We start from the raw sequence: 23,062 nt of genomic DNA on the forward strand, positions 1-23,062 counted from the left end.
TTGAAATCTAATCAACTCACCCAACAATATGCAAAAATCTAGTAAAACACCCTCTCGAGGACAATGGGGCTCTTCATTTGGTTTTATCATGGCTGCAGGTGGATCGGCAGTTGGACTAGGTAACATATGGAGATTCCCTTACATCACGGGTCAAAATGGAGGGGGCGCATTTGTCTTTGTCTATTTAATATGTGTTCTTTTAGTAGGATTACCTTTGCTTCTTAATGAGGTAGCCCTAGGAAGAAAATCCGGAAAAAACCCTGTGGGAGCAATCAAAGAAACCGGAGGAAGTAAATTTTGGCAATCCTCAGGTGTACTATGTGTGGTGGTATGCTTTGCTGTTCTCAGTTATTACTCTGTAATTGCAGGATGGACCATAGGATATATCTTTACTGAACTCATTAACATACCCATTGATTTTGAGGTGTTTATCCAAACCCCTCTCTATGTCATCCCTCTTTGCATGTTGTTTATACTCATGACCATCCTTGTGGTTTTGGGTGGCATTTCCGGAGGTATTGAAAAAGCCGCAAAGTTTTTAATGCCTCTTTTATTTATTATAATCATTCTTATCGCAGCAAGGGCTGTGACTTTACCCGGAGCAGGAAAGGGAATTGAGTATTACCTATCCCCAGATTTCAGTAAAATCAACGGCAAAGTAATATTATCGGCGCTTGGGCAGGCATTTTTTAGCTTGTCCGTAGGTTGGGGATTAATGATTACATTTGGTTCATACCTACCCAAGGACAACAATATCATCAAGTCTTCTGCTTGGATTGCAGGCATGGACAGCACTGTCGCCCTTATGGGAGGCTTAATGATATTTCCAGCTCTTTTTGCTTTATTGCCTGGGGTTAGTCCAGATGAAGGCCCAGCATTGGTCTTTAATGTACTCCCAAGAGTTTTTGACCAAATTGAACCGTTTGGAAATATTATAGGCGGAATGTTTTTCTTGCTTTTATTAGTGGCGGCTTTGACCTCAAGTATATCCATGCTAGAGGTACCTGTAGCTTATTTTATTGATGAAAGGAAATGGTCACGTAAAAAGGCAGCTTGGACATTAGGAGTTTCAGCCATGTTTTTAAGTATCCCTTCCTCTTTATCTGCGGTCAAAGGAAATTTTTTCAATGTCATGCACTTTAGTTTCTTTGGTAGAGACATTATGGGCTTTTTTGATCTTATGGACTTCTTCTTTGGAACCTTGGCCATTGTAATCATCTGCTTGATGTTAAGTCTTTACACCGGTTGGATAAAAAACATTAAAGCATTTGCTGCAGAACTTACTTTGGGTACAACTTCGTTTGAGGGACTTCCCCGATTGGCATGGATGTTTTTTATCAGGTGGGTATGTCCCATTGTGATCATATTGGTAATACTCAATATGGTAGGAGTCTTTGGGGAACCAGGAAGCGGTGGATAATTAAAAGTAGTCTTAAGTTGCGGATCCCAAGGAAACAAAGGGTGCTTTCAAAGCATTAACAATTGGTAACCTTATATAAATAGATCTCAAAAAAAAAAAGGCAACCGTTCTGGTTGCCTTTTTTATTTGTATATTAATAAGCTATCTACCAGGTTCTTGGCAGGTCTTTATTACTGTCTTCTATTCCTGAGGAAGAAGTATCTGTATAGGTCCTCACTTGAGGTTTTGCTATTGGTTTCACAGGTACCTCTTTTTTCTTTTCAGCTTTTTCATCCAACATTGAGTAGAGCTCTTCTCTGCTTACCGAATTAATTTTGCTGGACTTAGAAGCTTCTTCTACCTCCTTTGGATCAACCACCTGCACACCACTATTGATCTGGGCTCCTTTATGAATATGAATAGAGCTGGTTGTGATATTTCCAGACACTTTGGCATTGGAATAAATGGTTGTATCACCATTGATGTAAAGATCTCCCACTACCTCTCCGTTAATACTTATTTCCTCTGCAATGATATCTCCGGTTATGGAGGCTTTTTCTCCAACCACCACTTTTTTATCTGTGCGAATACTACCTACCAGTATACCATCTGCTCTGATATCACTTTTGGAAATAATATCACCTGTAAGTTCGAATCCCATGGAAAGGACTGTTACTTTACCTACATTGGCTTCTTTATTCTGTTGCTTGTTGGATCCAAATTTCATATTATCATTCTCCTTTTTCTTGTTTAAAAGTAGTTAATATCGTGGAACTATTCCCTAAATCAAGACCTACTGCTTTGTCTTTTGCACCTGCATTAATGGCCAAGCTATTGAAACAATAACCTATAGATGCCATTTGCTCAGGGGACTCAGGCACATGCACATTTAACAAACCATCAAACTCAGCCTTAAATAAATCGACGAGTTCACTATAATTGGCTCCACCCCCGGCAAGGTATATGTCTGCAGATTTTGCAAAATCACTATCAGAAAAAGCTTTTCTAAGAGAAGGGGAAATTACATCGTTGTAATATTGCTCAATTACTTGTTTCCTTAATTCCTTTAAATCTAAACGCTTTCTGTTTAGAATTATTGAACCTTCACTAAAATATTGGTCTATTTGATGTTCTGTTTTTAAATCTAAATAATTGTCTTTCTGAAGCTCTCGAGTAATAAGGTTGATGGCATACCTTAGACCAAAAGTAGAAACACTTGACCTTTGAACCAATCCACCTTCCGTACTCAAAATAGCTTCCATGGTACCATATCCCAAACTGATCATGAAAAAGTTTTTGGGGGCATCACTGTAAAGTTGTCTAACAGCCATACTACACCCTACAACCTCAGGGATAACAGCTACTCTGTCCACTTCAACAGCCATTTTTTTCTTGCCGCCGCCACCAAAAGTCTGAGTGTCGTATTCTATTATATGTTCATTTTCTAACAACCTGTAGGCATTTTCTTTAAACACCTGAAATGTTGAAAAAGGAAAACCTGTAGTCACAGTAATAGGACTCCCCAACTTCTGAGAGGCCAATAACAATCCTGCTTTCAAAAAGATCCTGTAGTCATTTTCATCAGGCGAACTGTTAATATTTCTATGAGGAGATGTTCCTTCGGATAAAGCCAAATCCCCAACTAAATAACCAATATTATCGTGATATATTTTAAGTCCTGAAACTAAATCTCTCGCTACATTTCTAAGTTCAAGATTGCTACTTTCCAATACACTTGGGTACTTTATTACTTCTATCATGGAAATTATTTTTATCCTTTTTTAAAACGGTTATCCTTTATTTTCAATGCTAACAAACTCAATACTCAAAGGCCATACCAATTATCTTCTTAAAAATCACGTTAAAACTCCAAGTGCTTTATTTAGATAAAAGGATATATTTATCAAACCTTGTCTTTAAAGACAAATTAAAGGAACCTTAGCGAAATAACAAGCTAGTTCCTTAAGTTTATGTTCATTTTTTTTGTAAAAGGTTGAAAAATGAAGATTTTCTCACAAAGTATTTTTTTTTAACAGTGTAGAAGGCTAGTTTTACGTTTACCGTCTGAATTTCATTAGATTTGTTATTCAACCAAATCATAGATCATATGAGACGGATGTCAATAATCTTCTTCTTGACCCAAATTTTAACTATTGCTACGCTTTCAGCTCAGGAGTTTTCCATAGGCCCAAAAATTGGAGTCTCTCAAGGAAATATTTCAGTCAATGGAAACACATTTAGTACAAGTAATGACAAATTGGGATACCATGCAGGGCTATTTGCGCGACTTGGCGGAAATCATATCTTTATTCAACCTGAAGTGCTCTATACCAATACAGGCGGCGAATTTAAAAGCACTCAAGGAAGCAGCACAGTGAGTTATACGGCTCAATTCGACAAAATCGATGTGCCGATTATGGCCGGATTTAAAATTGCAAATTTCTTTAGGCTGCAAGCTGGCCCTACCCTTGCATTTATTCTGGATAGCGACCTGAGTTCCACTGCCACTACCACCGCAGCCCCAGACTACAACAAAGCCACCATCGCCTATCAGGCAGGCTTGGGGCTTGACCTTGCCAATCTAATCATAGATTTTAAATATGAAGGAGCCCTGGGTAAATTGGGAGAATCCTATGTAGGTTTTCCGACCGATCAGCGGCAAAACCAACTCATGCTATCCCTCGGTATACGCTTGTTCTAAAAAACTTCCGGTGTTATTGCTTTCCCAAACTATCTAAGGATTTACGGTCCTTTTTTGAGGACTTTTTGTAGTCACTTGGGGTTTGCCCGGTTATTTTCTTGAATTGAGCAGAAAAATATTGAACGCTACCATACCCGAGCTTCCAGGCAATCTGACTAATATTAAACATTTCTAGGCTAAGCCACTCCTTGGCTTTCTCAATCTTTAGGTCAATAAAATATTGTTCTATTGTTTTACCCTGAGAATTACTAAACAATTGACTTAGCCGGCTATAGTCAACATTAATCTTCTCCGAAAGTAAAACGGAAATTGGTACATTTAATTCCAAAGATTCATTCTCAAAAAGCTGAATCAAAGAAAATTTAACTGTCTCCACCCATACCAATTCCCTGCTTTTCGCTATAGAGAAGCCTAGTTCCAAAAGTTTTTTTTCGAATTGCTTGATCCGACTTGGCGGAAATTCCTGTGTAAACTCTACCGCACCCAGTCTAACCTGACTATAGGAAACTTCCATATCATTTAGCACTGCCTCCACAGCCATGATACACCTAGGACAAACCATATTTGTAATCGGAATTGTAACCATCCCACTACAACAATTCTTTGACCTAATAAATTTCAAAAGAATAAATGTCCTGAAATTTATTCAACAATTACTTATGTCCCCTATTAAAAAGGTACAAATAAAAACCAACTTAGCTCTTAATCATAAGGACTATTAATATTAATTCATGGGTAGAAAGTCTAAAATAAAAAAGAGGCTGATAAATCAGCCTCTTTGAGATAGTTAGTGGTTAGTAATATTTTGTATTAATTTGCAAAGATGTATTTACCTACTCCGTTTCCTTCCACGATTCTTACGTGGATGTTTTTTAAAGATTCCAGGTTTGTAAATTTAAATTTCTTTCCGAAAGTCAAACCGGAGATGGCTTCCTCATGGATTAGACTTCCATTGTCATAAATTTCAAGTGTCTTTTCTTTACCATTCAAGTTGCTCATGGTAAGTGCCAATGTCTGACCATCAACCTCCATCATTTTGGCATAAAAAGTTTTCTCTTCTTTTTGGTCTCCTAAAACAATGTCAAAACCGGACAATTTTCCATCTTTGCCATTAAAAACTTCGATTTGGTACTTTCCAATATCAAGTTTGTTAAGGTTGTAGTTTTTGTAAAAAACTTTTTCTGCTTCAATCACATCCCTGAAGATAATTCTGTTTGACTTATCTTTAATAGCAACGGTCACCTTTCCTTCAGGAATTTCCATGTATTTTAATTGAAACTTATTATCCCCTACTTTTTCAAGGGTGACAATTGGATTCTCAACAGGTGCAGTAGCAAACACTGATGACGTAATTGTGAAAGCGAGAATTGTTGCAATAATTAATCTCATGATCGTAAATTTTTAAAGGTATGTTAACTTTAAAAACCTCTGCTAGGAACTTCCTAACATTTCTTTTTTGAGGCTAATTACTTTGGGCAGGTAATTGAGCTAGAAATTACAATCGATAATCTACGGAAGGCTATATTTATCTAAACATCAGTTTCGGATACTACTTCAGCCCCTGGCCGGCAGTATTTGCTTTTTGCATTTAATTCAACTGAGCTAAATTGTTTTATCCTTCTTTTGATCCCTTTTGTTTTTCCTATGTTTATGACTTACGTAAGTATGACACAAATGTAATTGAGCAATTGATAGATTGCAAATATTTCAATAAAAATATACAATGATTAACTTATACATAACAAAAACTTAAAATATTATGTATTTATAAATTTTATAAAATCTAAAAACAAAGCCATACTATGAAGCATCAGGTATGATTTCAACCATATTTTACCCAAAAATCAAAATTTAATTTTTTTTAATTATTTTTTACACCGATAAAACCGTTTTTAACAGACTTTTCAAATTATGAGGTTATTTTTTACACCTATTATTTAATTTTTAACCGATAAAACACATTATACTCCCGTTCCACCTCGGGGTTTATATTATCATTTACATAAATTTCACCTGATTCTGAGGTATAATCCAACATACCGGGAACAGACAACCCTTCCACCACGCCTATTTGCTTGCCATCCTCAATTACCAGATAAAAAGTCTTCACAAATTTCTTTTTCGCTTCTTGGAACTCCGGCAACTCATCAACCCTCATCGGTGATTTAGCCATTAAACTTTTTAAAATATCTTCGGGAATTCTGGTTTTAAACTCAACAATAATCTTGTCCCCAACAAACCAAAGTCCTGTAAACCGAGGGTAAGAAGAAGTATATTCTTCTTCTTCAGCGATTTCAGGAATTATCTGAGGCCTATACTTATGCCTAAGGGTTACCTCATGTAAAAGAACAGGTTCATTTCCGGAAAAATCATAAATAAACAGTTGATTACTCACTTTAGGGAGTACGGCCATCAGATGCTTGCTTCTATGATAAGCAATGAATGGGGCTGAATTCCCTACATACTTTCGCTCTATCCTTGGTTCCCATGTTGCAGGATAGGCATTCATCTGCTTGAGAAATTGGTCCTTTACCCTGTACGTAAAGATCGTTTTTACAGAATCGTAATAAATAGGCTTGTCCCGGTTCTCCTTAGGTAAGGAATTTAGATCAAATAAATTACCCTCAATCCCAAAAAGAATTTCTTCTCCATCTTTTATCAATCCCCTAAAAAAGGTTTGGTAAAAACTTATGGTCATACTATAAAGCCCTAAGTTTATGGACTCCATCACTTTTGCTTTTTTGCCTTCTAGGTCATACAGCTGATACCTGTATAATAGATCTTTAGCTACCCACTTACCTTCTCCCAAAAAACTGTAACCAAAAGCCCCATTGAATCCAATTCCATTTGGACTTTCATTTAGTAAATCGTAGGCCTTAATGACTTTACCATTCTTATTCACGAAATATGGATTTCTACTATTTCTCCCTCTCATTAAAAATGCTTCACCCAATAATTGTTGATCATCAATAACTAAGGGTTCTAGAACATCTACTACAACACTGTCCACTAAAACAAAGGCCATCTTACGCTCCGGGTCTTGCCCTTGGTCTTTGTTTTCAGAGGAACAACTAAACAGGATAAATGCAGAAACTAAGCAATGGCGGAAATGTATCATTTGTGATCGTTTGGGTTTAAATTCTTATCAGTAGCCCCCTGAAATACTCATTGAACTCAGTAATTTCAAATCAGAATAATATCTACTATATAGTAATAACGATAAACAGATAGAGGCATAACAATAAAAAGTAAAATTCCACCTGATCTGGAGCGATTAGCTTCTTTTAAATACCCTTCTTCCATAAAAATACAGGCAAGGCTAAAAATACGCCTACCATGCTAAACACCAAGCCTCCAATAGTCCCTATGGCCAGCGAAAACCAAAAAATCTCTCCCTGCCCTTCCATTACAAAAGGTATTAACCCAAAACATGTTGAAAGTACGGTTAATAAAATCGGAGTTGCCTTCCCCCCCACGGCTTTCAAAACATTCCGGTTGTAGTTGCCTTTTCTTCGATTATTGAGATCGTTTACTATAAATATGGCTGCATTTACTGCCAAACCTCCTAACATAACAAAAGCTGCATAGCCTCCTTGATCAAAATAGAAGTCGAACAGTGAGAAAATTAGAAATAGGCCAATAAAAGAAATGGGGATTATAAAAATAATGTACAATGGCTGTTTAAAGTTCTCAAATAGAATAGAACAAATAAAGAAAATACCCACAATTAACACCAGCAACAAACTGTACTGCCTTTTGGCTTGGTTCCAACTCCAGTTATAAGATTGCCTGCTAACCGAATAACCGATAGGCATGGAAGCTTTCATTTCTTCAATCACCTCATCCAGGTATTCTCCCCCAAACTTTGCTGAGCCCATATAATCAAATGAAACCAACCTAATGTATTGCCTATCCTCTTTGTGTAAAGCATTGGTAGTGCTTTCTTTGGTCAAAGCACCAAAACCTGAAACTTTAAAAATTTTATTTTCACTGGATATTAAACTACTCCTTTCCAGATCAAACTTTGAAAATCGATCAGAATTTTTCTCTTTAACAACAACTCCAAATTTATCATTATCAAGCTCCAAAATTAGGGATGGTTGTTCATGTTGCGACAAATCATTAAGTGCAGTAACCACTTCATATTGGTTGGCACCTGCCATGGCCAGTCTTTGCTGGTCAAACCTTAAAACATATTCCTCAGTCTTCTTGTCATAATAATTTCGTCGCTCGTTGGTATTCACTTCTTGAATTCTGCGGTGTGCCAACAATTTTTCCGCCAAGATTTCGGATTGATTTTCTAGCTCTGCATAGTTATACCCTCTCATTTCTGCTCTAAAGGAAGGAATCCCCTCACCTCCCGGCCCTGTTGAAAATCCCTGGCCAACGCCATAGATACCCCAACGTACACCACTCCAATCTGTAGATTTCATGGCAAGTTTTCCCTTCAATCTATATGGCAGTGCAGAAGTTTCATGCTCCTCTTTGAAGGTAATCTCTATGCGCGCGTTTTGACCAGAACTTACTGTAGTCACAAATTTATCTACACCTTCCACCCCTTTCAGAAATACCTCAAACTCCTTTATGATAAAATTCATTTGTTCCAGGGTATTCCCAAAAGGCAAGGAAGCATTTACATACAATCTCGTTCTTTCTGCTTCTCTGTATGATGACTTTTCAAATACACCTCGAACAAACATCCTAAAAGAGCCTCCCAGTGACTTGTCTATATAAGGCCTGATCTCCTCTTGGTAAAAACTATTCCCTACAGTCTTGTTGTACCACTCTTGTCCTTCCCAGCTTGAAGGAAGATAAAATACTGGTAGCCCAAACAATAAAACAAGGAGGACAATAAAGGTTTTTCTAAACCTTGCTGTAAACCCAATAATTTGCTGAAACTTGGAAAAAGCTACTACCCTTTTTCTCAACTGATTTATGGTGAGTCTTTTCGCAGACTTCTGCTTTTCTCCAAAAAGCAAATCGTACATGGCAGGAGTAAAAAGCAAAGCCACCAATAGTGAAACTCCAAGCATAACAGCAACAACCACCGAAAACTCTCCTAGATTTCTCCTATCGTCTTCAGGTAATAAAAAGACCATTAATAAGGCCACAATTGTAGTTAATGAAGCAGCCAGCAAGGCTAAAAACACTTTTCTGTTTTTGTGCTTGTGCAAGTGATCAATCATGATGATGGCATTGTCTACAATCAGACCAAATGAAATCGTCAAGCCTGCCAGTGAATACATGTGAATATTCACTTTTAATAAGTAAAGAATAATCACAGTTAAACTAACATTGACAATTATTCCTAAAAACAGAGTAATCAGGTATTTTACATTTCTATTGATTAAGAAAATAAATATCACCAAAATCAAAATCGATAATCCTGACCGCTTATAGATCTTGTTGAGTTCCTTATCCAAAAAGGAAGTGTCGTCAAATTCAAGCCTTACATCAAACCCTTCCGGAAGGTTTACTTTTGAGGCGGTCACTATTTCCTTTATTCTTTGGGCCAGCAAGACCTTGTTTACACCATCCCTATTAGTTATGGTAAGGTTTACCGAGTTATTACCATTGATCCTGTAAAAGCTCCGAGGCGCTGACTCTTCCAGGGTAAGTGTGGCCACATCCTTCAAGTAAATTGCTTTCCCTTCTACCCTTCCCAATAAAAGGTTTTCCAATGCCCTTTTATTTGTAATGGATCGATCGATTTCCATAAACATGGACTCTCCTGACACATTCATGGCCAAGCCCGGATAACTTCGTCCAAAAGCATTTCTAATCCTATTCTCCAAAGTAGCCCTTGAAAATTTTAAGGCCTGCAATTTTTGTATGTCATATACCACATAAAGGTACAGATCATTGGCTCCTCGTATCTCAATTGTTTCAATCTCCTCAATTTCATTAAGTGCTGTCACCAACACATCTTCTGCTATTTTTTTTATTTCAAAAGAAGCAAAGGGGCCATTAATACTATAGGTTATTACCGGCTTTTTCTCTTGAATACTTCTTTGAGACGATTGGGTTACATTGGGGTAGCTGACCTTGCTGTCAAGGGACGGGTAAACTTGCCTGATCAAAGCGGCTACCTCAAACTTCTTATATTCCATATCCGTATGCTTGTCAAACCGCAACTGGATATTGCCGTTATCATAATTGGATGTGGATGTGGTTTTTTTAAGTTCAGAAAGCTGGGTAAAAGCTCCTTCCAAAGGAGATGTTGCAAGTTTTTCAACCGTTTCCGGGGAAGCATTGTTGACAGCAAAGCTAATATTCAGTACAGGCTCTTTTTCCGGAGGATTTAAGTCCACAGATAATTTTGGGATCAATGCAATCCCAATAATCGAGGCAACAAAAAAGATGATTACTAATCGAAAAGGTGTCATTTATCTCCCTTATGTAAAGTTCCTAATATTAAACTTGTGCCATTTATTCCTAATTGCTGCAATCTTATAGAAATATATCGTAACCTTCTATTTCAGGCTATTAAATATTCCTACAGGTAAAAAGACATACAGCCTTATACTTAAATCAACCTTTAATAGGCAAATCCAAAACTACTTCAGCATCGTGAACCGTACCCAAACCTACAAAGTCATTAAGGCTTATTCTATTAAAACTAAAAAAATAATTTCAAAATCAAAAATATTAGCTCATTAATAAAACTAAAAGCTATAATTGGTAAGCATTCAGGAGCTAAGGTCTACCCCCTTACATCCTTTTTTTTGAAAAAATATTGATCCAGGTTTATTATTAAAAATACCAAACTTACTGATCCCTCATCAAAAAAAAGGCAATTATTCCAAACGAATAATTGCCTTTTATACAAAACGAAAACAGATAATTATTAGCTATTATTTGGCATAATTCACTGATCTCATTTCTCTAATTACAGTTATTTTAATCTGCCCCGGGTACTGCATTTCTTTTTCAATTTTTTGAGATATTTCAAAAGACAAATTACCTGCTGTATTGTCGTTCACATTGTCGGCATCCACCAACACTCTCAATTCCCTTCCAGCTTGCATGGCAAAGCATTTGTTGACTCCTTCAAAACTCAAGGCCAAATCTTCCAGGTCTTTAAGTCTTTTTATATAACTGTCCATGATTTCCCTACGGGCACCCGGACGTGATCCAGAGATGGCATCACATGCTTGAACAATTGGTGACAACATGGAAGTCATCTCAATCTCATCATGGTGAGCACCTATGGCATTGATGACTTCAGGATGCTCCTTGTGCTTTTTGGCCAGCTCCATACCTAGGATGGCATGTGGCAATTCTGCTTCTTCAGGGTATACTTTACCAATATCATGAAGTAAACCTGCCCTCTTAGCCAATTTGGCATTGAAGCCCATCTCGGCAGCCATGGTCGCACAAAGTTTAGCAACTTCTCTGGAGTGTTGCAATAAGTTTTGCCCATAAGAAGAACGGAAACGCATCCTTCCCACCATCTTAATCAGTTCAGGGTGTAGGCCATGAATCCCCAGGTCAATACAAGTTCTTTCTCCTATTTCAATGATTTCCTCATCGATGTTCTTCTCGGTTTTCGCCACCACTTCTTCAATTCTGGCAGGATGTATACGTCCATCCTGCACCAACCGATGGAGGGCCAACCTTGCAATTTCTCTTCTAACCGGGTCAAACCCTGAAATAATAATGGCTTCAGGTGTATCATCGACCACAATCTCCACGCCGGTGGCTGCTTCCAACGCCCTAATGTTCCGTCCTTCTCTTCCGATAATTTTACCTTTGACATCGTCACTCTCAATATTGAAGACAGACACACAGTTTTCTATGGCATGTTCAGTGGCCGTTCTTTGGATGGTATCCAAAACAATTTTCTTAGCCTGTTTGGTTGCACTAAGCTTGGCTTGATCCAAAATATCTTTAATGTGAGAAGAAGCCTTGGTGGCTGCCTCATCTTTAAGCATTTCTATCAATTGCTCTCTTGCCTCTTCTCTGGTAAGCAAGGCTACTTTTTCAAGGTCAGTAATTCTTTGGTGGGTTACCTTATCAAGTTCATCTTTTCGAATTTGAACGGCATGAAGCTGGGCATTGAGGTTTTCTTTTTTACTGTCTAATTCAGCTTCTTTGCGTTTTACATGCTCCATTTCCTTGGAAAGGATCTGTTCGCGCTGTTTGAGCTTATTTTCATTGGTTATTAGAATGTTCTTTTTCTTACCTACTTCTTCCTCAAAATCGGATTTTAGCTTAAGGTACTTTTCTTTGGCCTCAAGAATTTTATCTTTTTTAGTCCCTTCTGCTGTAATTTCAGCTTCTCGGATGAGACTTTTGGCTCTTTCCCGAGCCTCTTCCTCAATTTTCTTACTGTTATTTTTAATAAATAATCCTGCCAGGAGTCCCCCGATCAAAACGCCAATAGCGCCGGATATAATAATGTATATTGAAATTCCCATAGATATATTTGAGTTTATCTACCGGATAGAATGGGTAACTGCCTTGCTTGGGCAATAGAGACTAAAAAGAATCAAAGCAATGATTCAAGGTTTTTGTTGACATGTTGGAGTACCTGCTTTACCTGCTCGCTACCTTCCGTATGGTCTTCCTTAATTTCCAGGAACTCTACCATGCAATCGAAAGCAACCATTGCCAGCAAGTCCTGACGATCCTCCAGTCCAAATTCCTCTCTGTACTTTTTTATTTTATCGTTAATTAATTTACCCACCCGCCTGATTCTGGCTTCCTCATCGGTTTTCACTTTCATTGGGTATTCTCTATCCCCTATTTTAATTCGTATCGAAAGTGTATCCATATTATTCAGACAGGTAAGTAATAATTTTATCGATTTCTTTTATATAGTCATCAATTCTCCCCCTCAATTCAGCAGACGCTTTATTTTCTACCGGTATGTTTCTTACAATTTTACTAATTTTAATTTGATTTTTAAAATCTTCGAGTGCTTCTTCCTGATCAGAAAGTCTCTTTTGATAGACCAAAAGTTGATTTTTGAGGGCAGTATTTTCCTGTTCAAGTAATTTTACTTTATTTTCTACCTGTTCTGCCAGGTTGTCTAACCGCTGAAGCTCCTCGTAAACCTTCATATTATTTCCTTATCAAAGCACCGGCATTTTTCTCAAAAGTATGCATTAATTTGCTCATTGTCTTGTCTATCACCTTGTCTGTGAGGGTCTGCTGATTGTCCTGAAGATAAAAGCTCATCGCATAGGCCTTCTTGCCTTCATCCAACTTATCCCCTTTGTACATGTCAAACACATTGATTCTTTTCAATAATTTACCTCCTACTTTAGTGGCCATTTGTCTGATCTGATCAAAAGTAACTTCCTGATCGATTACAAGAGATAAATCTCTTCTAACTTCAGGAAATTTCGAAATTTCTTGAAATTTCCCTTGAGATTTAGCCAATTTGTTAAGCCTGTTCCAATCTAATTCAGCAAAATAAACGGCTTGTTTCACATCTGCCAATTTGCAAATATCCGAAGACAAAAGACCTATTGTGCCTATGAACTGCTTGTTGACTTTTAAGGTTAAGCCAAAAGAAAAGGGGCTGGATTCTATGACATTTACTTCGGGCTGTGGAATGTTTAGTTTTGTTAACAATCCTTCAACCACAGCATACAAATCTGTAAATGCAACAGGCTTTACCGCCTGCATCCAGTTTTCATGACTTGCATTACCGGTAAGAAAAATGGACAACATTTTCCCTTCTTCATATCCTTCAGAAGCTTTAGCATACACCGAGCCAAACTCAAATAATTTCAAGTCTTTTTGTCTCCTGTTGATATTGTGTGCCAATACTTCTAAACCCGTAAATACCAGGCTTTGTCGCAACACGCCCAAATCTTCACTTAATTTATTTAGAATCAAGACATCTTTTTCCGGAGCAAGGAAAGCAGCATTTTCAGCATAACTAGACTTGCTAAGAGAATTGGTCACCATTTCACTATAACCAATACCTGCAAGCATTTCAGAAACCCGGTACTGTAACTTATTGGCATCCTTTGCCGGATGCTCGGCCAAGAAGTCTGCCTGATAATTTTCTTTTAGCGGAATGGCTTCAAATCCATAAATTCGCAAAATCTCCTCAATGACATCAGCCTCTCGGGTAACATCCACCCTGTAGGGCTTTACTATGGCCACAAATCCGGAGGATGTTTCCTTGGTAACTTTTATTTCCAATGCCTCTAGTATTTGCTTTATCCTGTCCTTGCCTATTTCTTCCCCAATCAACCTATCAATATGTCGATAACTTACTGGGATTTCAAAATCCGCTACCGGTTCAGGGTAAATATCAACAATTGGAGAACTAATAAGGGCTCCGGTAAGCTCTTTGATCAATATGGCAGCCATTTTCAGCGCAAAAACAGGCATGTTGGGATCTGTACCTCTTTCAAAACGGAAAGAAGCATCAGTCTTGATCCCATGAAATTGGGCTCCTCTACGAACCACATCCGTACCAAAACAAGCACTTTCTAAGAAAATGGTACTTGTCTCATTACTTACACCTGATTCCAGCCCACCTAAAGTTCCTGCGATGCAAAGCCCTCCTTGTTGGTCACAAATCATCAACTCTTGGCCAGACAAGGACCTTTCTTTGCCGTCCAAGGTGACAAACTTTGTTCCCTCAGGCATTCTTTTCACCTTGATTTCACCTCCTTGAATTTTATCAGCATCAAAGGCATGAAGCGGTTGACCAAGATCATGTAGGATATAATTGGTAGCATCTACCACATTATTGATTGGCTCCAAGCCAATCGCTTTAAGGTAATCCTGTAGCCATTTAGGAGAAGGCGCTACTTTTACATTGCTTAGCGTCAGGCCTGAATACCTGGGGCAATCTTTACTGTCCGCTACGCTTACCTTAATAATTTTATCCTCATTGTCAATAGCAAAACTTTCTACTCCTTTTAATTCCAGCTCTTTGTTTAACAATGCCTTCAAATCCCTGGCCACTCCCAGATGGGAAGCAGCATCTGCCCGATTCGGGGTTAAGCCAATTTCAAGTACATCTACTTCCTTGATATCAAACAACTGACCTACCGGACTGCCATTTGGGAGAGTGGTATCTAAGACAAGAATCCCTTCATGCCCTTCTCCCAGTCCAAGCTCATCTTCGGCGCAAATCATCCCTAAAGACACTTCGCCTCTGATCTTGGCTTTTTTAATTACAAAAGGTTCACCTGAGGAAGGATATAGGGTAGCTCCAACCGTGGCTACTGGCACTTTCTGCCCTTTGGCAACATTTGGTGCTCCACAAACGATGGGCACTACCTCATCCCCTAGGTCCACAGTGGTGAGTCTAAGTTTATCTGCATTGGGGTGTGGCTCACAGCTCAACACTTCTCCAACTACTATACCTTTAAGGCTTCCTTTTACTGATTCGTAGGTCGTTATTCCTTCTACTTCTAAGCCTCCGGCAGTTAGCAGGTCGGCAATTTCATTAGTAGATTGATTGAACGGTATATAATCTTTGAGTCGATTGATCGAAATTTTCATTATTACGGTTTTGACTAAGATACAAATTTACAATAATTGCCCTCTACTTAAAGATTATTTATTGTAATTTTTCTCCCCTGCCCTAATAGGGATTTCTAAAATATTTTCTCTGGGTGGAATCGGGCATGCAAAATCGGGGTTATAAGCACAATATGGGTTATAAGCAAGGTTAAAATCTATGGTTATGGAACTAGATCCGTCCTGGCGAAGATTGATATAACGTCCTCCACCATAGGTTTCATCCGCACTTGTCCCATCTGCAAAGGCCAAAAAAAAGTTTCTCAAATCCACCTCGTCTTCTGCCTGCAACAATAGTAGTTTAAGAGACTGCCCTTGCAATTCGAATTCTACAAATGAGTGCCTGATATATCTTTCTAAAGTACCATCCGTCATAGGGATTTCAACTATTCTTTTGTTTGGCACCGGCACTAATCTTCCCCTAACCTTATAGGATGGGTCTATCGGATAGAAATCCAAAGAGTCAAGTTCTTTTTTTTGGTCTTCTTCTAAAGGCGAATCAATATTATACTTTAAGAACTTAAACTGTCGCTCTCTTTCTGCGGCAACATTCTCTAAATACAGCTTAGGATCAGTGGTTCCTGTAAAGGTATATATCAGGGAGCCAAGGACTACCACCCCAACAATGACAAACAATAAAGATTTTTTATTCATAGTAAATTAGATCAAACTTTCATCTGCAAAGCTAAAATAGCCAACATCTGTGAAAATCACATGATCTAAGACCGGAAGCTCTAAATTTTTACCTACCAAGGATAATTTTTTGGTAAGGCTTATATCAGCACCGGATGGTTTTAAATTTCCAGAGGGATGATTATGGACCAATATGATGGCACTTGCCAAGTTTTCCATGGCATATTTAAAAATCAATTTAGGATCTGCAATGGTAGCAGAAGTACCTCCCTGACTTATCAACTGTTTTTTAATAACCACATTGCTGCGATTCAAAAACAAAACGTAAAAATACTCTATAGTTTCATCTAACAATTCCGGCCGCATTAAGGCGTAGACATCTGCCGATGAGGTGATTTTTGTTTTCTTTTGGGGTTCGGATTCCTTTCTCCTTCTTCCCAGTTCTAAGGCACTTACAATCCCTATAGCTTTAGCTTCACCTATGCCCTTAAATTTCTTTAAATCATTTACGGACAACCTTGCCAACTGAGCCAAATCGTTGTTTACACTTTTCAAAATATACTTGGAAAGATCTACCGCACTTAGGTTTCTTGAACCAGAGCCTATTAAAATGGCAATTAATTCTGCATCTGAAAGCTGGGCTTTACCTTTAAGTAGCAGTTTTTCTCTAGGCCTATCCTCCTCTGCTAAGGCAGATATCCTTATTGACCGGTAATCATCCATAAGCAAAAAGAACACATATAATAGATACAAAAATCCTTTAAAGAATCAATTCCCGGCTTTTAGAAAAACGCTAACCAGCTGATTTATTTGGGAATACTATTAAAAATATAAAAAAATAGGCATAAAAAAAACCCTACTTAAAAGCAGGGTTTAAATATCTAATGCAAACAGACCTTATAGTGCGTTAACAAACTTGGTCAATTTGGACTTTTTGTTAGCTGCATTATTCTTATGAATAACGTTTTTCTTAGCCAGTTTGTCCAACATGGAATTAACCTGGTTTAAGAGCTCCTGAGCTTCCGCCTTGTCTTCAGTATTTCTCAATCTCTTGATGAAAGTCCTGGTGGTTTTGGCCTGGTATCTGTTTCTTAACCTTTTGGCTTCATTTGCACGAATTCTCTTTAAAGCCGATTTGTGATTTGCCATACTATATATAATTAACTTTTCCTTTTTTGCTTAATATTGGATCGCAAATTTAGCTGTTTTATTTTTAATTGCAAAACAATTGTTTAAATATGAAGGAATAGAAGATTTTACAATCTCTGATTTTTTCACTATTTTCATAGATGACATTATAATACAAGTAAAATATGCGACTTTATTTGTTTTGTACCTTTCTATTTTTAACCTGCCATCAAGAAGCTATCGCCTGGGGATTTTATGCGCATCGCTTAATCAATCGTCAAGCAGTATTCTCTCTCCCACCGGAACTAATGGTGTTTTTCAAGCCCAATTTAGCCTATATTTCTGACAAAGCAGTAAATCCGGACAAAAGGCGCTATGCCGTTCAGGGGGAAGCAGAAAAACATTATATAGACCTTGATGTCTATGGCGACAGTGCCATCATTAAACTGCCCAAATCATGGCAAGAGGCTAAGATTTTGCATGGAGAAGACAGTTTGAGAAAATATGGAATATCACCCTGGAGTACTTACCAGACATTCCAATACCTCACCTACGCCTTTCAAAAAAAAGACCGCCAAGCCATTCTCAAATTAGCCGCTGATCTTGGTCATTACCTGGGCGACATCAATGTGCCCCTGCATAGCACTGAAAATTACAATGGCCAAAATACAGGTCAATACGGAATCCACGGCTTTTGGGAAAGCAGGCTACCGGAATTGTTTGCCCAAGATTATGATCTTTTTGTTGGGAAAGCCGAATACATGGATGATCCAAGAAATGAAATTTGGAAAGCCATTGAGATGGCCCATGTTGCCTTAGACTCAGTATTTAGTTTCGAGAAATCATTAACTAATAATTTCCCGGAGGACCAGAAATACAGTTATGAAAACCGCGGAGGCATTACCACCAGGGTTTATTCTAGAGCATTCAGCGAAGCCTACCATCAAATGTTAGCCGGTCAAGTGGAAAGGCAAATGAAAAAGACGATCAAACTTATTGCCGACTTTTGGTACAGTGCCTGGATTTTAGCCGGCCAACCTGACTTGATACAACTGGCGCCGAAAAACCTTCGACCATTTATTGAAATCGACAGTATAGAAAGCCCACAAGATTCAATCAAAAACGTTAGAGAGCACCAGTCTATTTTTACTGATCCTGAAGCACCTTTTTGGAGGAGTTCAGATAGGAAGTTATACTATTGGCAAGCCTTTCGAAGGTACTGCGAAAGACGTCCTCGTTTTCTTCCAAAAGGGTAACCCTAAATCCTCGCAAGTCTGAACAAAAGGAACTTACCGGCACAACGCATATCCGCTCGGAGGCTAGCAAATTGTAAACGAAACGCTTATCATTTGGCATATCCTTTTCTTCTAACCACTTCTCTAAATGGGATTTTATTGCTTTATTTTCCACAGGAAGAAACTGATCTTCATCCAATACCCCTTCATCAAATATGACAGTATTGTAAAAAGCACCTTTGGTTTTATTAAATTTAATTCCCGCTACATTGCCCAAGACTTCTTCCATGATTCTGCTCCTTGTACCAATCGCTGCATTTGCCGTTACCCTGTAATCTTTATAAGCCGGGTGACTCATGATTTTGGGAATGGCAAGCTGAGGTAAGGTAGTGGAACAAACCTCAATCATTTTTGCATTTTCAAGGGTAATACAAAGCTTGGTGAATTCCTCTGAGGTATGTTTATTGTAAAATTCCATCCAGCCACACCTGGAACCCGGCCAAGGAAATTCTTTGGAGATACCTTTTAAGGATATTCCCGGCAAATCGTCACCTAAAATTTCAGCCAAGCCAATGGCCTCATATCCATTATAGGTTATATTTTGATAAATCTCATCTGCAATTAAAAGCAAGTTAAACTCTCTTGCAATTTCAACGAAGCGATCCAATACTTCTCTTGGGTAAACCATACCGGTAGGATTGTCCGGATTTATGATCAAAATACCTACCACAGAAGTATTGTATTTCACCTTATTGTACAGGTCCTCCATGTCCGGATACCAATTGTTATCGGGATCCAGCTTATAGGTCAAAGGTGCTGAATTGGCATGAGCTGCTTCTGCAGAGCTATGAGTAGAGTAGGCAGGTGAAGGTCCTATGATCCGTGCTGTAGGTGTAAGGAACTGGTACAATTTGGCAATACCATCTCCCAGCCCATTGAAAAACAAGATGTCTTCAGCCTCTATTTTAACTCCGCCTTTATCGTTGTTTAAATTGGCCAGAAATTTACGGGTTTCAAGCATGCCTTTGCTATCCGCATAGCCATAACTATGATCATCTTGGACAAGCTCGGAAACGATTTCCTTCATCCAAGTGGGTATGGTATTGTTCTTTTGTATGGGATCCCCTATATTTTCCCAGGTAATGTCATACCCAAGCTCTTCAATCAGTCTTGCCTTTTTTACAACCCCTCTGATCTCATAGTTCAACTCTTCAGCGCCCGGGCGCAATAGCAATTGTCTCATCATAATTATACGCGATGCTAGCTTTAAAGCACAAAGAAACAAAAAACGAAAATAAACTGAACCATATTTTGAAAAAAGGAATACATCAAACAAAAAAAACCCCTTTGCTACGCCTAAACATAACAAAGGGAAAACACAAACACAGGATTTTTATAAAAGCTAATTATTTAAGCTTTTTATATTTAATTCGTTTTGGCACAAGGTCACCTAAACGCTTCTTCTTATTCTCCTCATAATCGGAGAAATTCCCCTCAAACCAATACACATTACTATCTCCTTCAAAGGCAAGAATATGGGTACATATTCTATCAAGGAACCAACGATCGTGAGAGATTACAACGGCACATCCGGCAAAATTCTCCAATGCCTCCTCAAGCGCTCTTAGGGTATTTACATCCAAATCATTGGTAGGTTCATCCAAAAGTAATAGGTTCCCTCCCTTTTTCAAGGTCATGGCCAAATGAACACGGTTTCTTTCACCTCCGGAAAGCACACCAACCTTTTTACCTTGATCGGAGCCACCAAAATTGAAACGACTTACATAAGCTCTGGCATTCACCTCTTTGTTTCCAAGTTGCACGTATTCATTCCCTTCGGAAATGGTTTCATACACCGTTTTATTGGGATCCAAAGTATCATGTTCTTGATCTACATAAGCAATCTCCACAGTTTCACCTATTTCAAAATGGCCTGCATCCGGCTTTTCATCTTCTGTTATTAAATTGAACAGGGTAGATTTACCGGCTCCATTGGGACCGATCACTCCTACGATCCCCCCTTGTGGCAAAGAAAAAGTAAGGTCATCAAACAGCAATTTATCTCCGAAGGCTTTAGAAACCCCTTTGACTTCTATAACCTTGCTTCCCAGCCTTGGTCCGGGTGGGATATACAACTCAAGCTTAGACTCTTTTTCTTTCGCATCTTCTCCCACAAGCTTGTCATAGGCATTTAGCCTTGCCTTGCCTTTGGATTGTTTGGCCTTTGGCGACATGCGTATCCACTCCAATTCTCTTTCAAGCGTTTTCTGCCGCTTAGACTCTGTTTTTTCTTCTTGCTTCAAGCGGTTTTGCTTCTGCTCAAGCCAACTCGAATAATTGCCTTTCCAAGGAATTCCTTCCCCTCTATCCAATTCCAGAATCCAACCTGCTACATTGTCCAGGAAATAACGATCGTGAGTAACGGCTATAACAGTGCCCTTATAATTTTTTAAATGTTGTTCAAGCCAAAGTACCGATTCGGCATCCAAGTGGTTGGTAGGCTCATCAAGTAACAGCACGTCCGGTTCTTGCAAAAGCAACCTACATAAAGCTACTCTTCTCTTCTCTCCTCCCGATAGGTTTTCTACGATCGCTTCTGCGGGAGGTAGACGCAACGCATCCATTGCTTTTTCCAACATGGTCTCCAATTCCCAAGCATTGGCGGCATCCAATTTTTCCTGAACCTCTCCTTGTTGATCGATCAGCTTCTGCATGGCATCCGGATCCTCCATGACAGCCGGATCCATAAATTTTTCGTTGATTTGCTCAAACTCTTTCAATAGGTTGACTGTATCACTGACAGCCTCTTCCACCACTTCTTTTACCGTTTTAGCAGGATCTAATACCGGTTCTTGTTGTAACATACCAACAGAATAGCCCGGAGACCACACCACTTCCCCCTGGAATTCGGTTTCCATTCCTGCAATTATTTTCAGCAAAGAACTTTTTCCGGAACCATTGAGCCCAAGCACGCCTATTTTGGCACCATAAAAAAACGAAAGGTAAATATCTTTAAGTACTTTCTTCTGTGGAGGGTATACTTTGGAAACTCCCGCCATAGAAAAAATTATTTTTTCATTACTCATGGTTTATTTATGTTTAATTTAAAAGGCAAAGATGGTAAAAAATCGGCTTTCTTAGGATAAATGAACCATATTTAATTAATTTGCAGAAATACGTCAAACCACTAAATATTTGCAACCAACCTTTTAATCATGACTGAACATCCATTTGGATATATTATAGGAGATAAAATCTATCTGAAAGGCTTCTTAGGCCAAGAAGATCGGGTGATAGGCGAGGTTAAAGAAGATGAAGCCTCCACCTTTCGCTATTTTGAAGGTAGATTTGACACCGTAAAACAAAAGGTAGAAAAGCTTAAAAGTGACATCCAGGAAAACCAAAACAAGGGCTCTTTCTTGATGAAACTTATTCACCTTAAGTCCTCATTAATGTCTTATGACGGACTAGGGGATTTTCCTGCACTAATCAAAGAGCTAGAAGAGCAGGAAGCCTATTTGGAAGAGATCATACAATCTAATCGCCAGAAAAATTTAGAAATAAAGAATGAACTTATCCAAGAGGCTGAAACCTACAAGGACAGCACAGATTGGAAAGAAACTTCTGAAGTATTCAAAGAGCTAAAGCTCAAATGGCTAAAAACAGGTCCTGTAGAGAAGGAATTGGAGGAAGAGATCAACAAAAAATTCCAAGATATCCTCGATGTTTTTTACGGCAATCGTAAAAATTATTTTGACGGCCTGGCTTTGCAAGCAGAACAAAACATCAAAGTCTATGAAAGCCTCTTGGAACGTGCCAGAGAAGCTTATAATATGTCAGATGTAAGAACTGCTTTTGAAATAAGCAAAAGAATACAGAAAGAATGGAAAACTTCCGGGCGGGTACCCGCTTCTAAGAGACAACCCATTTGGGATGAGTTTTCTAAAATTAACAACCGTATTTTCAGTAAATTCAAACGCATGAGCCAGAGCATGCCCACAATCAGCCCTGGATTGATGATCAAGAAAATTGATCGGTGGGCAGAGGAAATGCGGTTACTCTCCAAAGGTGAAGTGAATGAAAGCAAATTGAATCAAGCGAAAAAATTACAGGGGGAATGGAAAAAACTTCCTCCAAAAAAACCAAGAAATGCACAACAAAGTATTGGCTCTTTCGTATTCTTTTCAGAAATAATCTTTGAGAAATCATTTCTAGACAAACTTTGTCATTCAAAATATGAAGGGTTTGCAGAAATGCCTGAAGCGGAGCAAAACTCCCTAAAAATAAACCTTTTGAAAGACCTTATTGCCCGAGATCAAAGAGAACTTGTCACTGTAAGGGAAAATGCTGAGAACTTCAGAAGCCAGGAAGGTGAATTTGATCACATTATGAGGAAAAAAATTGCTGCCCATAAGAGAAAAGTCGATGTGAAAAACAGTATTTTAAAAGAACTTACAAACAAATAATCCG

At 38.4% G+C, this 23,062-nt stretch carries 19 protein-coding genes; 4 read left to right on the forward strand and 15 right to left on the reverse strand.

Going from position 1 to position 23,062, the window contains the following annotated elements; all coding sequences use genetic code 11:
* Positions 1-28 precede the first annotated feature (28 nt).
* Complete coding sequence (locus ACYVHJ_RS05565) at positions 29-1,420, forward strand: sodium-dependent transporter (RefSeq protein ID WP_460513320.1); 1,392 nt, start codon at positions 29-31, stop codon at positions 1,418-1,420.
* A 145-nt stretch (positions 1,421-1,565) separates the two neighbouring features.
* Here the strand turns inward: ACYVHJ_RS05565 and ACYVHJ_RS05570 are convergent, their stop codons facing one another.
* Both ACYVHJ_RS05570 and ACYVHJ_RS05575 read right to left on the reverse strand, forming a co-directional pair.
* Positions 1,566-2,126, reverse strand: coding sequence for a bactofilin family protein (locus ACYVHJ_RS05570; protein ID WP_339902912.1), 561 nt, complete (start codon positions 2,124-2,126; stop codon positions 1,566-1,568).
* A gap of 4 nt (positions 2,127-2,130) precedes the next feature.
* Complete coding sequence (locus ACYVHJ_RS05575) at positions 2,131-3,174, reverse strand: ParM/StbA family protein (protein WP_262485333.1); 1,044 nt, start codon at positions 3,172-3,174, stop codon at positions 2,131-2,133.
* A 332-nt stretch (positions 3,175-3,506) separates the two neighbouring features.
* Between ACYVHJ_RS05575 and ACYVHJ_RS05580 the strand changes: the two genes are divergently transcribed.
* On the forward strand, positions 3,507-4,100 hold the full coding sequence (locus ACYVHJ_RS05580; RefSeq protein ID WP_339902911.1) for a porin family protein: 594 nt from the start codon (positions 3,507-3,509) through the stop codon (positions 4,098-4,100).
* 13 nt (positions 4,101-4,113) lie between these two features.
* Here ACYVHJ_RS05580 and ACYVHJ_RS05585 read toward each other — a convergent pair whose 3' ends face one another.
* The 11 genes from ACYVHJ_RS05585 to rpsT form a co-directional block, all read right to left on the reverse strand.
* The gene (locus tag ACYVHJ_RS05585; protein WP_339902910.1) at positions 4,114-4,662 is read right to left on the reverse strand and encodes a helix-turn-helix domain-containing protein; all 549 of its coding nucleotides are present in this window, start codon (positions 4,660-4,662) and stop codon (positions 4,114-4,116) included.
* Between the two features lie 248 nt (positions 4,663-4,910).
* Positions 4,911-5,489, reverse strand: coding sequence for a hypothetical protein (locus ACYVHJ_RS05590; RefSeq protein ID WP_460513323.1), 579 nt, complete (start codon positions 5,487-5,489; stop codon positions 4,911-4,913).
* A 544-nt stretch (positions 5,490-6,033) separates the two neighbouring features.
* Positions 6,034-7,218: a hypothetical protein gene (locus tag ACYVHJ_RS05595; RefSeq protein WP_460513325.1), complete on the reverse strand. Its 1,185-nt coding sequence runs from the start codon at positions 7,216-7,218 to the stop codon at positions 6,034-6,036.
* Between the two features lie 166 nt (positions 7,219-7,384).
* Positions 7,385-10,486, reverse strand: a complete 3,102-nt coding sequence (locus ACYVHJ_RS05600; protein ID WP_460513328.1) for an efflux RND transporter permease subunit — start codon at positions 10,484-10,486, stop codon at positions 7,385-7,387.
* Positions 10,487-10,954: 468 nt separating this feature from the next.
* The gene (rny, locus tag ACYVHJ_RS05605) at positions 10,955-12,520 is read right to left on the reverse strand and encodes a ribonuclease Y (RefSeq protein ID WP_149393957.1); all 1,566 of its coding nucleotides are present in this window, start codon (positions 12,518-12,520) and stop codon (positions 10,955-10,957) included.
* A gap of 71 nt (positions 12,521-12,591) precedes the next feature.
* Positions 12,592-12,876, reverse strand: a complete 285-nt coding sequence (locus ACYVHJ_RS05610; RefSeq protein ID WP_014018888.1) for a cell division protein ZapA — start codon at positions 12,874-12,876, stop codon at positions 12,592-12,594.
* A gap of 1 nt (position 12,877) precedes the next feature.
* Complete coding sequence (locus tag ACYVHJ_RS05615; protein ID WP_460513331.1) at positions 12,878-13,165, reverse strand: hypothetical protein; 288 nt, start codon at positions 13,163-13,165, stop codon at positions 12,878-12,880.
* A gap of 1 nt (position 13,166) precedes the next feature.
* Complete coding sequence (gene pheT / locus ACYVHJ_RS05620; RefSeq protein WP_460513333.1) at positions 13,167-15,578, reverse strand: phenylalanine--tRNA ligase subunit beta; 2,412 nt, start codon at positions 15,576-15,578, stop codon at positions 13,167-13,169.
* A gap of 54 nt (positions 15,579-15,632) precedes the next feature.
* On the reverse strand, positions 15,633-16,250 hold the full coding sequence (locus ACYVHJ_RS05625; RefSeq protein WP_460513335.1) for a DUF1684 domain-containing protein: 618 nt from the start codon (positions 16,248-16,250) through the stop codon (positions 15,633-15,635).
* Between the two features lie 6 nt (positions 16,251-16,256).
* The gene (gene radC, locus ACYVHJ_RS05630; protein WP_339905894.1) at positions 16,257-16,952 is read right to left on the reverse strand and encodes a RadC family protein; all 696 of its coding nucleotides are present in this window, start codon (positions 16,950-16,952) and stop codon (positions 16,257-16,259) included.
* A gap of 174 nt (positions 16,953-17,126) precedes the next feature.
* A complete protein-coding gene (rpsT, locus tag ACYVHJ_RS05635; protein ID WP_041934949.1) occupies positions 17,127-17,378 on the reverse strand; it encodes a 30S ribosomal protein S20 in 252 nt (83 codons plus the stop codon).
* A 164-nt stretch (positions 17,379-17,542) separates the two neighbouring features.
* Here rpsT and ACYVHJ_RS05640 point away from each other — a divergent pair, with 164 nt between their 5' ends.
* The gene (locus ACYVHJ_RS05640) at positions 17,543-18,613 is read left to right on the forward strand and encodes a zinc dependent phospholipase C family protein (RefSeq protein ID WP_460513338.1); all 1,071 of its coding nucleotides are present in this window, start codon (positions 17,543-17,545) and stop codon (positions 18,611-18,613) included.
* On the opposite strand, the gene ACYVHJ_RS05645 is transcribed toward ACYVHJ_RS05640, so the two are convergent.
* Both ACYVHJ_RS05645 and ettA read right to left on the reverse strand, forming a co-directional pair.
* A complete protein-coding gene (locus ACYVHJ_RS05645; protein ID WP_460513696.1) occupies positions 18,504-19,835 on the reverse strand; it encodes a pyridoxal phosphate-dependent aminotransferase in 1,332 nt (443 codons plus the stop codon). The genes ACYVHJ_RS05640 and ACYVHJ_RS05645 overlap by 110 nt on opposite strands.
* A gap of 163 nt (positions 19,836-19,998) precedes the next feature.
* Positions 19,999-21,678 (reverse strand): ABC transporter ATP-binding protein, encoded by a 1,680-nt coding sequence (gene ettA / locus ACYVHJ_RS05650; RefSeq protein ID WP_460513340.1) that lies wholly within the window; start codon positions 21,676-21,678, stop codon positions 19,999-20,001.
* Positions 21,679-21,807: 129 nt separating this feature from the next.
* On the opposite strand from ettA, the gene ACYVHJ_RS05655 reads away from it, so the two are divergent.
* A complete protein-coding gene (locus tag ACYVHJ_RS05655; protein ID WP_460513342.1) occupies positions 21,808-23,058 on the forward strand; it encodes a DUF349 domain-containing protein in 1,251 nt (416 codons plus the stop codon).
* Positions 23,059-23,062 lie beyond the last annotated feature (4 nt).

The sequence above is a fragment of the Cyclobacterium sediminis genome (assembly GCF_054781075.1).

Excerpts from the sequence above, each read along its gene's own strand:
- ACYVHJ_RS05655 (WP_460513342.1), top strand. The coding sequence starts at position 21,808 with ATGACTGAACATCCATTTGGATATATTATAGGAGATAAAATCTATCTG.
- ACYVHJ_RS05625 (WP_460513335.1), bottom strand. The coding sequence starts at position 16,250 with ATGAATAAAAAATCTTTATTGTTTGTCATTGTTGGGGTGGTAGTCCTT.
- rpsT (WP_041934949.1), bottom strand. The coding sequence starts at position 17,378 with ATGGCAAATCACAAATCGGCTTTAAAGAGAATTCGTGCAAATGAAGCC.
- ettA (WP_460513340.1), bottom strand. The coding sequence starts at position 21,678 with ATGAGTAATGAAAAAATAATTTTTTCTATGGCGGGAGTTTCCAAAGTA.
- pheT (WP_460513333.1), bottom strand. The coding sequence starts at position 15,578 with ATGAAAATTTCGATCAATCGACTCAAAGATTATATACCGTTCAATCAA.
- ACYVHJ_RS05590 (WP_460513323.1), bottom strand. The coding sequence starts at position 5,489 with ATGAGATTAATTATTGCAACAATTCTCGCTTTCACAATTACGTCATCA.
- ACYVHJ_RS05645 (WP_460513696.1), bottom strand. The coding sequence starts at position 19,835 with ATGAGACAATTGCTATTGCGCCCGGGCGCTGAAGAGTTGAACTATGAG.
- ACYVHJ_RS05580 (WP_339902911.1), top strand. The coding sequence starts at position 3,507 with ATGAGACGGATGTCAATAATCTTCTTCTTGACCCAAATTTTAACTATT.
- ACYVHJ_RS05610 (WP_014018888.1), bottom strand. The coding sequence starts at position 12,876 with ATGGATACACTTTCGATACGAATTAAAATAGGGGATAGAGAATACCCA.
- ACYVHJ_RS05565 (WP_460513320.1), top strand. The coding sequence starts at position 29 with ATGCAAAAATCTAGTAAAACACCCTCTCGAGGACAATGGGGCTCTTCA.
- radC (WP_339905894.1), bottom strand. The coding sequence starts at position 16,952 with ATGGATGATTACCGGTCAATAAGGATATCTGCCTTAGCAGAGGAGGAT.
- ACYVHJ_RS05615 (WP_460513331.1), bottom strand. The coding sequence starts at position 13,165 with ATGAAGGTTTACGAGGAGCTTCAGCGGTTAGACAACCTGGCAGAACAG.
- rny (WP_149393957.1), bottom strand. The coding sequence starts at position 12,520 with ATGGGAATTTCAATATACATTATTATATCCGGCGCTATTGGCGTTTTG.
- ACYVHJ_RS05570 (WP_339902912.1), bottom strand. The coding sequence starts at position 2,126 with ATGAAATTTGGATCCAACAAGCAACAGAATAAAGAAGCCAATGTAGGT.
- ACYVHJ_RS05595 (WP_460513325.1), bottom strand. The coding sequence starts at position 7,218 with ATGATACATTTCCGCCATTGCTTAGTTTCTGCATTTATCCTGTTTAGT.
- ACYVHJ_RS05640 (WP_460513338.1), top strand. The coding sequence starts at position 17,543 with ATGCGACTTTATTTGTTTTGTACCTTTCTATTTTTAACCTGCCATCAA.
- ACYVHJ_RS05600 (WP_460513328.1), bottom strand. The coding sequence starts at position 10,486 with ATGACACCTTTTCGATTAGTAATCATCTTTTTTGTTGCCTCGATTATT.
- ACYVHJ_RS05585 (WP_339902910.1), bottom strand. The coding sequence starts at position 4,662 with ATGGTTTGTCCTAGGTGTATCATGGCTGTGGAGGCAGTGCTAAATGAT.